This is a genomic window from Variovorax sp. J2P1-31 (assembly GCF_030317215.1).
Lineage (GTDB): Bacteria > Pseudomonadota > Gammaproteobacteria > Burkholderiales > Burkholderiaceae_C > Variovorax.
The window spans coordinates 366,703-380,460 of record NZ_JASZYA010000001.1; the positions used below are offsets into that span (position 1 = coordinate 366,703).

At 71.3% G+C, this 13,758-nt stretch carries 12 protein-coding genes; 7 read left to right on the forward strand and 5 right to left on the reverse strand.

The features are described 5' to 3' along the window. Positions 1-30 precede the first annotated feature (30 nt). The 3 genes from QTI20_RS01725 (at position 31) to QTI20_RS01735 (ending at position 3,599) form a co-directional block, all read left to right on the forward strand. Positions 31-690, forward strand: a complete 660-nt coding sequence (locus tag QTI20_RS01725; RefSeq protein ID WP_183022974.1) for a response regulator — start codon at positions 31-33, stop codon at positions 688-690. After that, a complete protein-coding gene (locus tag QTI20_RS01730) occupies positions 687-2,027 on the forward strand; it encodes an ATP-binding protein (protein ID WP_286550622.1) in 1,341 nt (446 codons plus the stop codon). The genes QTI20_RS01725 and QTI20_RS01730 overlap by 4 nt, the downstream gene beginning before the upstream one ends. A gap of 99 nt (positions 2,028-2,126) precedes the next feature. Further along, the gene (locus QTI20_RS01735) at positions 2,127-3,599 is read left to right on the forward strand and encodes a DegQ family serine endoprotease (protein WP_286550621.1); all 1,473 of its coding nucleotides are present in this window, start codon (positions 2,127-2,129) and stop codon (positions 3,597-3,599) included. Here the strand turns inward: QTI20_RS01735 and QTI20_RS01740 are convergent, their stop codons facing one another. From QTI20_RS01740 to QTI20_RS01755, 4 genes are read right to left on the reverse strand one after another with little or no spacing between them, the layout of a single operon-like run. After that, the gene (locus QTI20_RS01740) at positions 3,600-5,690 is read right to left on the reverse strand and encodes an NAD(+) synthase (protein WP_286550620.1); all 2,091 of its coding nucleotides are present in this window, start codon (positions 5,688-5,690) and stop codon (positions 3,600-3,602) included. A gap of 56 nt (positions 5,691-5,746) precedes the next feature. Beyond that, positions 5,747-6,796: an extracellular catalytic domain type 1 short-chain-length polyhydroxyalkanoate depolymerase gene (locus QTI20_RS01745; protein ID WP_286550619.1), complete on the reverse strand. Its 1,050-nt coding sequence runs from the start codon at positions 6,794-6,796 to the stop codon at positions 5,747-5,749. Between the two features lie 13 nt (positions 6,797-6,809). Continuing rightward, positions 6,810-7,229, reverse strand: a complete 420-nt coding sequence (locus QTI20_RS01750; protein ID WP_286550618.1) for a ribbon-helix-helix domain-containing protein — start codon at positions 7,227-7,229, stop codon at positions 6,810-6,812. Between the two features lie 45 nt (positions 7,230-7,274). After that, entirely contained in the window at positions 7,275-9,581 is a 2,307-nt protein-coding gene (locus QTI20_RS01755) for an ATP-dependent DNA helicase (protein WP_286550617.1), read from the reverse strand. Positions 9,582-9,868: 287 nt separating this feature from the next. Here QTI20_RS01755 and QTI20_RS01760 point away from each other — a divergent pair, with 287 nt between their 5' ends. Both QTI20_RS01760 and QTI20_RS01765 read left to right on the forward strand, forming a co-directional pair. After that, entirely contained in the window at positions 9,869-10,039 is a 171-nt protein-coding gene (locus tag QTI20_RS01760) for a hypothetical protein (protein ID WP_183022981.1), read from the forward strand. Positions 10,040-10,075: 36 nt separating this feature from the next. Beyond that, the gene (locus QTI20_RS01765; RefSeq protein WP_183022982.1) at positions 10,076-10,270 is read left to right on the forward strand and encodes a hypothetical protein; all 195 of its coding nucleotides are present in this window, start codon (positions 10,076-10,078) and stop codon (positions 10,268-10,270) included. Between the two features lie 49 nt (positions 10,271-10,319). Here the strand turns inward: QTI20_RS01765 and QTI20_RS01770 are convergent, their stop codons facing one another. Then, on the reverse strand, positions 10,320-11,168 hold the full coding sequence (locus tag QTI20_RS01770; RefSeq protein ID WP_286550616.1) for a class I SAM-dependent methyltransferase: 849 nt from the start codon (positions 11,166-11,168) through the stop codon (positions 10,320-10,322). 203 nt (positions 11,169-11,371) lie between these two features. On the opposite strand from QTI20_RS01770, the gene QTI20_RS01775 reads away from it, so the two are divergent. Further along, entirely contained in the window at positions 11,372-12,535 is a 1,164-nt protein-coding gene (locus QTI20_RS01775; protein ID WP_286550615.1) for an alkene reductase, read from the forward strand. A 33-nt stretch (positions 12,536-12,568) separates the two neighbouring features. Next, on the forward strand, positions 12,569-13,732 hold the full coding sequence (locus QTI20_RS01780) for an acyl-CoA dehydrogenase family protein (protein WP_286550614.1): 1,164 nt from the start codon (positions 12,569-12,571) through the stop codon (positions 13,730-13,732). The last annotated feature ends 26 nt before the right edge of the window (positions 13,733-13,758 follow it).

A 13,758-nucleotide genomic window follows, 5' to 3' on the forward strand; every position in this document is an offset into this window, starting at 1 on the left:
GCGCCATGGAAAACTGACAGAGGAAAACGCATGCGCCTGCTGCTGCTCGAAGACGACCTGATGATCGGCGAAGCCGTGCTCGACCTGCTGCGCGCCGAGCAGTACGCGGTCGACTGGGTCAAGGACGGCGAGGCCGCCGACAGCGCGCTGCGCGCCCAGCAGTACGACCTGGTGCTGCTCGACCTGGGCGTGCCGCGGCGCGACGGGCTCGAGGTGCTGCGCGCGCTGCGGCTGCGCAAGCAGCGCATGCCGGTGCTGATCGCCACCGCGCGCGATTCGGTGCAGCAGCGCATCGAGGGGCTGGACGCCGGCGCCGACGACTACGTGCTCAAGCCCTACGACCTCGACGAGCTGCTGGCGCGCATCCGGGCGCTGCTGCGGCGCGCCTCGGGCCGGGCCGAGCCGGTCTACGAGCACCTGGGCGTGAGCATCAGCCCGGGCACGCGCGAGGTCACGCGCAACGGCGAGCCGGTGATCCTGTCGGCGCGCGAGTGGGCGGTGCTGGAGCCGCTGATCGCGCGGCCCGGCATGGTGCTGTCGCGCGCCCAGCTCGAGGAGAAGCTCTACAGCTGGAAGGACGAGATCAGCAGCAACGCCATCGAGGTCTATGTGCACGGCCTGCGCAAGAAGCTCGGCGCGGACTTCATCCGCAACGTGCGCGGCGTGGGCTACATGGTGAACAGGGCATGACGCGCGTCGGTTCCGCGCTGGTAGGTTCGCTGCGCGCGCGCCTGCTGTTCTTCCTGCTGGCGGCCATCGTGCTGGCCGCGGGCACGCAGGCGCTGGTGGCCTACCGCACGGTACTCAAGGAGGCCGACGAGATCTTCGACTACCACATGCAGCAGATGGCGATGTCGTTGCGCGCCGGACTGCCGCCCAGCGCCGCGGTGGGCGGCCTCGGCAGCGCCGACCAGAACTTCGAGTTCGTGGTGCAGGTCTGGACCGCCGACGGCGAACGCATCTTCGAATCGGCCGACCGGGCCGCGCTGCCGCAGATCGCGGTACTGGGCTTCGCCGACGTGCAGGCCCGCGGCACCACCTACCGCGTGTACTCGATGCAGGCGCGCGGGCTGGTGATCCAGGTCGCGCAGGACATGGCGGTGCGCCGGCAGATGGCGGGCGCGCTGGCGCTGCGCACGGTGATGCCGGTGGGCCTGATGGCGCCGATCCTGATGCTGGTCGTGTGGTGGGTGGTGAGCCGCTCGCTGGCGCCGGTGGCGCGCGTGCGCACGCAGGTGGCGGCGCGCCAGGCCGACGACCTGTCGCCGGTCAACGAGGGCGGCCTGCCCGAGGAGGTGCGGCCGCTGGTGCACGAGCTCAACCTGCTGTTCGAACGGGTGCGCCATGCCTTCGAGGCGCAGAAGCATTTCGTGGCCGATGCCGCGCACGAACTGCGTTCGCCGCTGGCCGCGCTCAAGCTGCAGGTGCAGGGCCTGCAGCGCGCGCAGGACGAGGCCACGCGCGAGGTCGCGGTCGGCCGGCTGACCGCCGGCATCGACCGCGCCACGCGGCTGGTCGAGCAGCTGCTGGCGCTGGCGCGGCACGAGGCCAGCGCGGCGTCGGGCACCGCGGCGACGCCGGTCGACCTGGCGGAACTGGCCCGGCTCGCGATCTCCGACGTGGTGGCGGCCGCACAGGCGCGGCGCATCGACATCGGCATGGACGAGGCATCCGCGCCGGCCACGGTCACGGGCCATGCCGAGGCCCTGCGCATGCTGCTGCGCAACCTGCTGGACAACGCCGTCAAGTACACGCCCGAAGGCGGCCGCGTCGACCTGCGCATCGCGGCCGACGGCGACGGCACCGCCTTGGTCGTGGAGGACAGCGGCCCGGGCCTGCCGGCCGAGGAGCGCGAGCGCGTGCTCGACCGCTTCTACCGGGCCGGCGCCTCGCAGGCCTCGGGCAGCGGCCTGGGGCTGGCGATCGTGAAGTCGATCGCCGACCTGCACGGCGCCAGCGTGCGGCTCGACGCCTCCGGGCGCCTGGGCGGCCTGCGCGCGACGGTGCGCTTTCCCCGGCGCGCCTGAGGCCGTGGAAAGAGGGGGCGACGCCTTAAGCGTTGCCTAAGCCTGGGGGATCACATTCCTTTCATCGTGTTTCACCCCACACCCTCGAAAGGAAACTTCATGAACACCCGACTGACCTCGACCAAAGGCCTGGTGCTGGCGCTGGCGTCCGCCGGCGTGATCGGTGCCGTGGGCGCAGGCGCCTACACCAGCGCGCGCGCCGTGGCCCCGGGGCCGGTGGCGACCGTGGTGGCCGCGCCGGTCATGACCCTGCCGGACTTCTCCGAGATCACCTCGCGCGACGGCCCGGCGGTGGTGAACATCAGCGTCACCGGCACCACCAAGACCTCCTTCGACGGCAGCCTGCCCAACGGCATGGACCCGGACGATCCGATGGCCGAACTGTTCCGCCGCTTCCAGGGCCAGATGGGCCCACGCGGCCGCCAGCCGCAGGAGCGCGAAGTGCCCACGCGCGGCCAGGGCTCGGGCTTCATCGTCAACGCCGACGGCATCATCATCACCAACGCCCATGTGGTGAAGGACGCCAAGGAGGTCACCGTCAAGCTGACCGACCGACGCGAGTTCCGCGCCAAGGTGCTGGGCGCCGATGCCAAGACCGACATCGCGGTGCTCAAGATCGAGGCCAGCAACCTGCCCACGGTGGCCATCGGCAGCACCAAGGACCTCAAGGTCGGCGAGTGGGTGCTGGCCATCGGCTCGCCCTTCGGCTTCGAGAACACCGTGACCGCGGGCGTGGTCAGCGCCAAGGGCCGCTCGCTGCCCGACGACAGCTACGTGCCCTTCATCCAGACCGACGTGCCGATCAACCCCGGCAACTCGGGCGGCCCGCTGATCAACACGCGCGGCGAGGTGGTGGGCATCAACTCGCAGATCTACAGCCGCAGCGGCGGCTTCCAGGGCGTGTCCTTCTCGATCCCGATCGACGTCGCGGTGCAGATCAAGGACCAGATCGTGGCCACCGGCAAGGCCAGCCACGCGCGCCTGGGCGTCGCGGTGCAGGAGGTCAACCAGGCCTTCGCCGATTCCTTCAAGCTCGACAAGCCCGAAGGCGCGCTGGTGTCGAACGTCGAGAAGGGCAGCCCGGGCGAGAAGGCCGGCCTGCGTTCGGGCGACGTGATCCGCCAGGTCGACGGCCAGCCCATCGTGTCCTCGGGCGACCTGCCCGCGGTGATCGGCCAGCGCAAGCCGGGCAGCCAGGTGACGCTCGACGTGTGGCGCCAGGGCTCGCGCGTGGAGCTCACGGCCAAGCTGGCCGATGCGGCCGAGAAGGGCACCACCGTGGCCTCGAACGACGAGGCGGTGGGCAAGGGCAAGCTGGGCCTGGCGCTGCGTCCGCTGCAGCCGCAGGAGAAGCGCGAAGCCGCGGTCGAGGGCGGCCTGCTGATCGAAGACGCGGCCGGCCCCTCGGCGCTGGCCGGCGTGCAGCCGGGCGACGTGCTGCTGTCGATCAACGGCACGCCGGCCAGCAGCGCCGAGCAGGTGCGCGCGGTGGTCGCGAAGTCCGGCAAGTCGGTGGCGCTGCTGATCCAGCGCGGCACCGACCGGATCTTCGTGCCGGTGAACGTGGGCTGATCAGCGCGGGCCGAGCGGCGCGGCCGCATCGGCCGGCACGCGCTTCAGCTCGGCCAGCCAGACCTCGGGCTCCGAATCGCTGGGCGCGCGCCAGTCGCCGCGCGGCGAGAGCGAGCCGCCCGAGCCCACCTTGGGCCCGTTGGGCACGCAGGAGCGCTTGAACTGGCTGGTCTTGAAGAAGCGATAGAGGAAGGTGTGCAGGTGGCGCGTGATGTCGGCCAGCGCGTACTGGTTGTGTTCCTCGCCTTCCAGCGCCTCGGGCCAGCGGCCCAGCGTGCGGTCTCGCCAGGCGCTGTAGGCCAGGAAGGCCACCTTCGACGGCCGGAAGCCGTAGCGCGAGATGTAGTACAGGTGGAAGTCCTGCAGCTCGTACGGCCCGATGGTGTCTTCGGTGCGCTGGCCCGGCTGCCGGGCCGAGGCATCGCCCGAGGGCACCAGCTCCGGGCTGACCTCGGTGGCCACGATGGCGCGCAGCACGGCGCTGCCGTCGGCGCTCAGGATGCTCGCGTCGGCGACCCAGCGCACCAGGTGCTTGATCAGCGTCTTGGGCACGCTGGCGTTCACGTTGTAGTGCGACATGTGGTCGCCCACGCCGTAGGTGCACCAGCCCAGCGCGAGCTCGCTCAGGTCGCCGGTGCCGACCACGATCGCGCCGTTGTGGTTGGCCAGGCGGAACAGGTGGCTGGTGCGCTCGCCGGCCTGCACGTTCTCGAAGGTGATGTCGTACTGCGGCACGCCGTCGGCGAAGGGATGGCCCAGGTCGGCCAGCATCTGCTTGCAGCTGGGCCGGATGTCGATTTCCTTCGCGCTGCAGCCGATGGCCGCCATCAGCCCGTGGGCCTGCTGCAGCGTGCGGTCGCTGGTCGCGAAGCCGGGCATGGTGTAGCCCAGGATGTCGCTGCGCGGCCGGCCCAGCCGGTCCATGGCCTGGGCGCAGACCAGCAGCGCGTGCGTGGAATCGAGCCCGCCCGAGACGCCGATCACCACCTTCTGGATGTGGCTGGCCTCGAGCCGTTGCACCAGCGATTGCACCTGGATGTTGAAGACTTCCTGGCAGCGCTCGTCGCGCGTGGCGGCATCGGCCGGCACGTAGGGGAAGCGCTCGACCGTGCGGCGCAGCGCGCCGGCCTGCTGCGGGATCGCGGGCAGGTCGAATTCGACGGTGCGCCACTCGCGCAGCGCGGCCGCGTGCCGCTGCGCCGACACGCCGAAGGAGTTCTGCCGCATGCGCTCGTGCGCCATGCGTTCGAGGTCGGCATCGGCCGTGATCAGGTGCGAGTGGTTGCTGAAGCGCTCGCTCTCGGCCAGCAGCTCGCCGCCTTCGTAGATCAGCGCCTGGCCGTCCCAGGCCAGGTCGGTGGTCGATTCGCCGATGCCGGCCGAGGAGTACAGGTAGGCCGCGAGGCAGCGTGCCGACTGCAGGCTCACCAGTTGATGGCGGTAGTCGGCCTTGCCCACCGTGATGTTCGAGGCCGAGAGGTTGACCAGCACGGTGGCACCGGCCAGCGCCGCATAGCTCGAGGGCGGGATCGGCACCCAGACGTCCTCGCAGATCTCGACGTGGAGGGTCAGCAGCGGCAGGTTGCGCGCCTTGAACAGCAGGTTGGCGCCGAAGGGCGCGCGCTGGCCGCACAGCGTGATCTCGGTGGCGATGGCGCTGTCGGCGGCGCTGAACTGGCGGCCCTCGTAGAACTCGCCGTAGTTGGGCAGGTAGGTCTTGGGCAGCACGCCCAGCAGCACGCCGTCGGCCACCACGGCCGCGCAGTTGAACAGGCGATGGTCGGCGCGCACCGGCAGGCCGACCACGGCCACGGTGGGCACGCCGCGCGAGGCCTCGATGACCTCGGCCAGCGCGGCCTCGCAGCCTTCGAGCAGCGCGGTCTGGTGGAACAGGTCGTCGCAGGTGTAGGCCGAGATCCCCAGTTCGGGAAACGCCACCAGCACGGCGCCTTCGGCCGCGGCCTCGCGGTACATGCGCACCGTTTCGCGGCCGTTGAACACCGGGTCGGCGACGCGGTTGCGGGGCACCGCCACGGCCAGCCGGGCGAAGCCGTGGGCGTAGGGGTTGTCGAAGGAAAGAGCGGAGGTCATGGGCGTGATCGTATGCGCCCGCGCGCGGCGCGTCAGCGCACGGTCGCCAAGACCGCTCAGGTCGTCGGCAGGTGCAGCCTGTGGCCCAGGAAGAAGCGCAGCATCTCGGCGCTGGCATCGACCCCGCCGGGCGCGGTGTAGCTGCCGCCGGCACTGCCGCCCGACCAGGCATGGCCGGTGCCGTGCAACTGCCAGTGCTCGACCGCGCTGGCGCCGTCGGCGGCCGCATGGCGCGTGCGGGTGAAGCGCGGGCCCTGCGTGACTTCGGCCGCGCCTGTCGCCCCCCGCGCGCGGCGCGCGGCGTCGGCCACGGCCGTGCCGTTGCGCGCGTGCACCGTCGCATCGGCATCGCCGTGGAAGACGACGGTGGGCGGGGCCGGGCCGTCCGTGATCGCCACGGCCGGGCCGCCGCGCATCGCGGCCAGGGCCGACGGCAGGTCGTGCGCCGCGCCCGCGGGCAGGCCCGAGTGCACGCCCACCGCCGCGAACAGGTCGGGGTGGGTGCGGCCCAGGATGTCGGCCATGGCACCGCCGGCCGACAGCCCGGCGACGTAGACGCGTGCCGGATCGGCGCCCTGCGTGGCCACGATCTCGCGGGTCAGCGCGGCCAGCAGCGCGGGCTCGCCGCGCTCGCGCCGCTGGTGCTGGGGCTTGAACCAGTTCCAGCACTTCTGTGCGTTCGCATGCTGCGTCTGCTCGGGGTAGAGCACGATCGCGCCGGCCTCGCGCGCCAGGATGTTCATGCGCGTGCCGGTGGCGAAGTCCTGGGCGTCCTGGGTGCAGCCGTGCAGCATCACGATCAGCGGCGGCCGCGGCGCGTCGGCCGCGCGGGCCGGCACGTAGAGCCGGTAGGCGATCTGGCGGCCCTGGTGGCTGAAGCGGTGGGCGCTCCAGGATTCGGCCGGCGCGCGTTCGGCGGCGGGGGCGGGTGCCTCGTCGATCACGCGCACTTCGGCCTCGATCACGTCGTCGACCACCGGGGCCCCGGTGTCGCCGGCGGCGTTCCCATGGGCCTGCCGCATCAGCAGCGCGGTGGCGCCCCGCAGGTCGCCCTCGCGGGTGAGGCGGGTGGCCTCGCTCATCAGGTGTTGGAAGTCGGTGTTCATGGTCTGGGCCTGTTCAGTGGATGCGCCCGGCGAGCGCGGATTTGACGGCCGGACTGGCATGCAGGGCGCCCAGGACGGTGAGGGATTCGATGGTGGCGAGCGCGAGCTCGGGCGAGACCTCGGCGCCGATGCTGGCCAGCCCGAGCACGCGGATCTGCAGCGTCTGGCCCGCCGCCCGCACGGCTTCCAGGTCGGCCGCCGAGAAGTGCTGCAGGCCCAGCACCAGCGTCTTGCGCGTGACCACTTGGCGCAGCACCTCGCCGTGCGTCGTCAGCTGGTTGCGGATCGCGGTACGGATGAAGTCGGTGCGGTTGGAATAGAAGCCCTCGGCCACCATCAGGTCGATGTGGCCCAAATCGACGTAGCCGAGGTTGATGGTGATCTTCTCGGAGTCGGGGGGCGGCTTGGGCTTGGTGGGGGTGGAGGAGGCCATGCGCCATCCTATCACCATCCACATGGATGGTGTATGGCTGTTTTTTCAGTGACCTGATCCGCTGTCGGGGTCGATGCGCCACCACGCCGGCAGCAGCGCGCGCACCTCCGCCTGGTCGAAGCGGTCGTCCAGCAGGTGCAGCACGCCCGCGTCCTGCTCCGTGCGGATCACCCGGCCGGCCGCTTGCACCACCTTGCGCAGGCCCGGGTAGAGGTAGGTGTAGGCATAGCCCGTGCCCTGGCCGAAGCGCCGGTCGAGACGCTCGCGCATGAGCTCGTGGCGCTCGTCGTGGCGCGGCAGGCCCAGGCTGGCGATGAAGGCGCCGATCAGCCGGTCGCCGGGCAGGTCGATGCCTTCGCCGAAGGCGCCGCCCAGCACCGCGAAGCCCACGCCCTGGCCGCCCGCGCGGAAGCGCGCCACGAAGGCGCTGCGTTCGGCCTCGGGCATCTGCGCGGTCTGGGTCCAGTTCGGGATGCCCGGATGGCAGCGGGCGAAAAGCGTGCGCGCGGCCTCGAGGAATTCGAAGCTGCCGAAGAAGGCCAGGTAGTTGCCCGGGCGCTGCGCGAACTGCGCGGCCACGCGGTCGACCAGCGGCCGCAGCGCGCGGCCCCGGTCGCGGTAGCGGGTCGAGAGCGCGCTGGCGACGCGCACCTCGAGCTGCGCGGCGTGGAAGGGCGAGCCCACGTCGAGCTCGACCGCGTCCTCGGGCAGGCCCAGCATGTCGCGGTAGAAGGGGAAGGGCGCGATGGTGCCGGAGAAGCAGGCGGTGCTCATCGAGGCGGCGAAGCGCGGCCGCAGGAAGGGCGCAGGCACCAGGTTGCGCACGGTCAACGTGCAGCTTTCGTCGGCCGAGGGCTGCTGGCTCTCGAACACCGAATGGACATCGAGCGCGTTCGCCAGCCGCACGAACTGCAGCGCATCGAAGAAGAAGCGCTGCAGCGGCCCGCCGGCCTCCTGCGGCGCCGCGGCGAAGTGCTCGGCCAGTGCCACCGTCGCATCCTGCAGCGCCTGCTGAAGGCCCTCGGGCACCTGGTCGTGCGGCGTGTAGGCGGCGGGCTGCGCCTGCTGCAGCGTGCGCCACTCGCGCCGCACCCGGGCCAGCGCGGGCCGCAGGCCGGCCGGGGCCGCGGCATGGGCGCTCTCCAGCGCGCCGGCGTCCAGCGTGGCCGAATACATCGCGCGGGCGCGCTCGAGCAGGTTGTGGGCCTCGTCGACCAGCACGGCGACGCGCCATTCCTCCTGCCGCGCCAGCGCGTAGAGGAAGGCACTGCTGTCGAACCAGTGGTTGTAGTCGGCCACCACCACGTCGCTCCAGCGCACCATCTCCTGCGACAGGAAATAGGGGCACACGCCGTGGGTGCGCGCGATGCCCCGCAGCGCGTCGCCGGTCAGGCGCTGCACCGTGGCGGCCTCGCTGCGCGCGGCGGGCAGGCGGTCGTAGAAGCCGCGCGCCAGCGGGCAGGCGTCGCCATGGCAGGCCCGGCCCGGGTACTCGCAGATCTTCTCGCGCGCGGTGAGTTCGAGGATGCGCAGCGCGGGCGCGGGCGGGCCGAAGCGCTCCAGCGCCTCGAGCGCGATCGCGCGGCCCGAGGTCTTGGCCGTGAGGAAGAACAGCTTGTCGGTCTTCTGCGCGCTCCAGCCGCGCAGCAGCGGGAACACGGTGGCCACGGTCTTGCCGATGCCCGTGGGGGCCTGCGCGATCAGGCAGCGCCGGGCCGAGGCCGCGCGGTAGACGCTCTCGGCCAATTCGCGCTGGCCGGCGCGAAAGCCGGCGTGCGGGAAGTCGAGGGCATCGAGCGCGGTGTCGCGCGCGGCATGGCGCTGCGCTTCCTGCACGGCCCAGGCCATGTAGCGGGTGCACAGGTCCTCGAAGCCTTCGCGCAGCGCCTCGCGCGTGCAGTGCATGGCGACCACGGTCTCTTCGCCGCTCGCGATCTCCAGGTAGACCAGCGCCACCTCGATGGCCGCCAGCCCGTGCTTCTCGCAGAGCATCCAGCCGTAGGTCCTGGCCTGGGCCCAGTGCAGCGCGCGGTGGTTCTCGCGGATGGCGTTGACGTCGCCGCGGAAGGTCTTGATCTCTTCGATGCGCTGCTCGGCAGGGTCGTAGCCGTCGGCGCGGCCGCGCACTTCCAGCCCCTCGAAGACGGCGGACAGCGTGAGCTCGCGCTGGTAGTCGTCGTCGCGCCGCGATTGGACCAGCAGATGGCCGGCGATGCCTTCCTGCGCGCTGGGCGCGGGCGTGAAACGGAAGTCCAGGTCGCCGGCCTTGGCCCCGAAAGCGCAGAGCGCACGCACCGACACCTTGCGAAGCGGGGGCGTGGCGGGCGTACCGGACCGTGGCGGCAAGGACATGACTGTATCAATGTACAGTAGTCGGGCGCCTTCTCCAAGGCGGCTGAGCGGCGCTTTGCGGGATCACGCTGCGAGAAGATCTCTTTCTCGGCTAAAACGAGACAAAAGAGTTGACAGATAATCATGCAAATTCGTCACGAAATGTGTATTCGAAGTAACATTTGATCCTGTCCGTTTCCCATTGCGCGGAAAACTGCCACTCCCCTTTGCTGCGATGCGCTTACAAACGCGCTCTTACATTGGAATTTGGAGCAGATATGACCGGGTCCGGGCGATTGGCACTCAGCGTGAGTGAACTGGAGGAGGGCGAGTTCCACTACGTCCTGCTGGAGGCGGTCACCATGCCGGGTGAGCTGCTGTGTTTCAAGCCGAAGGAATTCGGCGAGCGTGCCCATGACAAGCCCATGGATGCGTGGTTCTCGGGCCTGGGTGCGGTCCGTCGGCTCAACGAGCGCTGACCTTCCTGGGTCGTCGCCGCATGCGGTGGTGTGGGCATGGCTGCCTTCCCGCTGCTTTCTTCTCAAGGTACGGCGATGGATTTCGAATTGTTCGTGGCGTTGTTCTGTGTGATCGGTATCGGATGGTTGACCCTGGTGCCCACCTATCGCGGATGGAACCATCTGGAACGCCGGATGGCCAAGCAGGTCGAGACGACGATCGCCGCGCTGGACGATCAGCCCAAATCCTGAGACAAATTTTTCCCGGCGCCGCGCCGGACGCAGGCTGTGAGGGGCGCGATCAGCTCCCGGCCTTGACGAACTTGAGCGTCATGCGGTCGGACTCACCGATCGCCAGGTATTTCTCCCGCTCCACGGCCCCGCCGCGCAAGGTGGGCGGCAAGGCCCAGACGCCTTGCGCATGGTCGTGGCTGTCACGCGGGTTGGCGTTGACCTCGCTCGCGCCCGCCAGCACGAAGCCCGCCGCGCGGGCCCGCTCCACCACGAAGTCCTGCGGCACGTAGCCGCTCTCGATCACCCGCGCCAGCGAGGTGCCCGGCGCCGCCCGGTGCTCTTCCACGCCCAGCACGCCACCCGGCTTGAGCACGGCGTGGAAAGCGCGCAGCGTCTCGTCGAAATGCCCGTCGGCGATCCAGTTGTGGATGTTGCGGAAGGTCAGCACCGCGTCGGCACCGCCCGGCGGATGGATGTCGGTGAAGCCCGCCACCGGCAGGGTGCCCAGCACCACGCGCCGGTAGGTGGCCGGGTCGGCCGCCAGCTTGGCGCGAAAGGCCGCGCGGGCCCGCTGCTGGCCGGGCGAGCCGTCGGCCGGCTCGTGCGCCGCGTAGAGCCGGCCCTTCGGGTTCAGGTAGGCCGCCAGGATCTCGGTGTACCAGCCGCCGCCCGGTGCGATCTCCACCACCTGCCAGTCGGGGCGCAGGCCGAAGAAGGCCAGCGTCTCGTAAGGATGGCGCGCGGCATCGCGCGCGCGGTTGGCGGCGCTGCGTTGTCGGCCGTCGACCGCGGCGTGCAGGGCCGCGTCGGCGCCGGGTGCCACGGCGGCGGCGCCGGCCGCCACCGGCAGCAGGGCCAGCGCGGCCAGCAGCTGCCGGCGTTGAAGAAATGCATCGGAAGCGGCGAGGGGCGTCATGGGATCGGGGCCTTGGCGGAAGCGGGACAAAGACAGGAACGGTCGCGGCGCGGCCAGCTTTCCACCTTAGCGGAATTGCAATTTGCCGGCACGGCCCATCCTTGGCGGCCGCATATCGACCTGCGCATTCCTTCTAAGTAGACAGACCGTTCTGTCTTATCTTTGCCGCTTCTGCATTCCGCCGGCGACCGCGCCGAAGACCCATGAAGCTGCTCGAACCCCTCGTTCTCGGTGCCCGCGTGTTGCCCAACCGCGCGATCATGGCGCCGCTGGTGCGCGCGCGCTCCGACGCCGACCGCGCGCCGACCGAACTCGTCGACGTCTACTACGCCCAGCGCGCCTCGGCCGGCCTGATCATCACCGAGGGCTGCCACATCTCGCCGCAGAGCACGACCCGGGCGAACGCCTCGGCGCACCACACCGACCGGCAGAACACGGCCTGGCGGCGCGTGGCCGATGCGATCCACGCGGCCGGCGGCACGGTCTTCCAGCAGCTCTACCACGTGGGGCGCAAGGCGCTGCTGTCGACGCTGCCGCCGGGCGAGCGGCCGGTCGCGCCCTCGGCCATCGAGGCCGTCGGCGGCATCATGACGGCCGAGGGCCTGGAGACCTTCCCGGTGCCGCGCGCGCTCGAGACCCACGAGATCGGGCCCATCGTCGACGACTTCCGCGCCGCCGCGCGCCGCGCCGGCGAGGCGGGCTTCGACGGCGTGGAGATCCTGGCCGCCAACGGCTTCCTGGTCGACCAGTTCCTGCGCGACGAGACCAACCGGCGCACCGACGCCTACGGCGGCTCGCTCGAGAACCGCGCGCGCTTCCTGCTCGAGGTGGTCGATGCGGCGATCGCCGAACTCGGCGCCGACCGCGTCGGCGTGCGCATCTCGCCGCATTTCCGCTCCGACCGCATCGGCGACTCGGACCCGGTGCGCACCTTCTCCTATGTGGCGACGGAGCTCGACCGGCGCGGCATCGCCTACCTGCACATGCTCGAAGGCAACACGCACGACGAGGACCCCTTCCTGCCGCTGTACCTGCGGCTGGCGAAGAAGCCCTCGGCCACCGGCACCGGGCCGGGCCCGGTGCCGGGCGATCCCTTCCTCGCGCCGCTGCTGCGGCCGCTGTTCAAGGGCCCGCTGATCCTCAACGGTGGCTACACGCGCGAGACCGCGGAGCAGGTGCTCGCGCAGGGGCTGGCCGACGCCGTGGCCTTCGGGCGCCTCTACATCGCCAACCCCGACCTGCCCGAGCGCTTTCGGCGCAACGCGCCGCTCAATCAGGCCGACCCATCGACCTATTACAGCGGCGGACCGCGCGGCTACATCGACTACCCGACGCTGGCCGAACAGCAGGCCGCCGCCACCGCCTGAGACCTTCCGCCATCTCCTGAAAGCGAACACCCCATGGGCCATTCCGATTCCCTGCCGCTCGCGCGCATCAGCGACGAACTGCTGGCCAGCCTGCGCGACGAATTCGCCGCCACCGCGGCCGAGCACGACCAGCAAGCGAGCTTCCCGCATGCCAACTTCGAGCGCCTGGGCGCGCTCGACCTGCTGGCGCTGACCGTGCCGGCCGCGCACGGCGGCCTGGGCGGCGGGCTGGCCGATGCGGCCCGCGTGGTGGGCGCGGTCGGCGGCGGCGAGGCCTCGACCGGCCTGCTGCTGGCGATGAACTACCTGATGCACCACACGCTGGGCCGCAACCCGCCCGCGGGCTACGAAGCCATCGCGCGCGCCGCGGTCGAAGGCCGCGGCGTGCTCAACGCGCTGCAGGCCGAGCCCGACCTGGGCTCGGCGATCCGCGGCGGCCTGCCGGGCACGGTCGCGACGCCGCAGCCCGACGGCAGCTGGCGCCTGAGCGGACGCAAGGCCTACGCCACCGGCAGCCCGATCGTGCGCTGGTGGCTGGTGCTGGCACGCACCGGCAGCGACGACGCACCGTGCGTCGGCACGGTGCTGGTGCCCGGCGATGCGCCGGGGCTCAGCGTGGTGCCGACCTGGAACCATGCCGGCCTGCGCGCCACCGCCAGCCATGAAGTGCGGCTCGACGAGGTGGCCGTGCCCGCCGGCCACGCGCTGGGCTTCCATCCGCCCGGCGCGCCCGAGGGCCAGGCACGCCGCGCCGTGGTCGAGGTCTGGAACGGCGTGCTGATCGCGGCCCTCTACGACGGCATCGCGCGCGCCGGCAGCGACTGGCTGCGGCGCTTCCTGCACGAACGCGTGCCCTCGAACCTGGGCGCGCCGCTGGCCACCGTGCCGCGGCTGCAGGGCATCGTGGGCGAGATCCAGACCCTGCTGCTGGTCAACCGCACGCTGATCGACGACGCGGCGCGCCGCGCCGATGCCGCCGCCACGCCCGATCCGCTGCATGCGCAGCAGGTCAAGCACCTGGTGACGGGCAACGCGGTGCGCATCCTCGAGCTCGCGCTGTCGGCCACCGGCAATCACGGCCTCGACCGCGCCAACCCGCTGGAGCGCCACTACCGCGACGCGCTGTGTGGCCGCGTGCACGCGCCGCAGGCCGACACCGTGCTGCTCAACGCCGGCAAGGCCGCGCTCGGGTTCTGAACTTCACGCCTTCTCTTCCCTTCCCA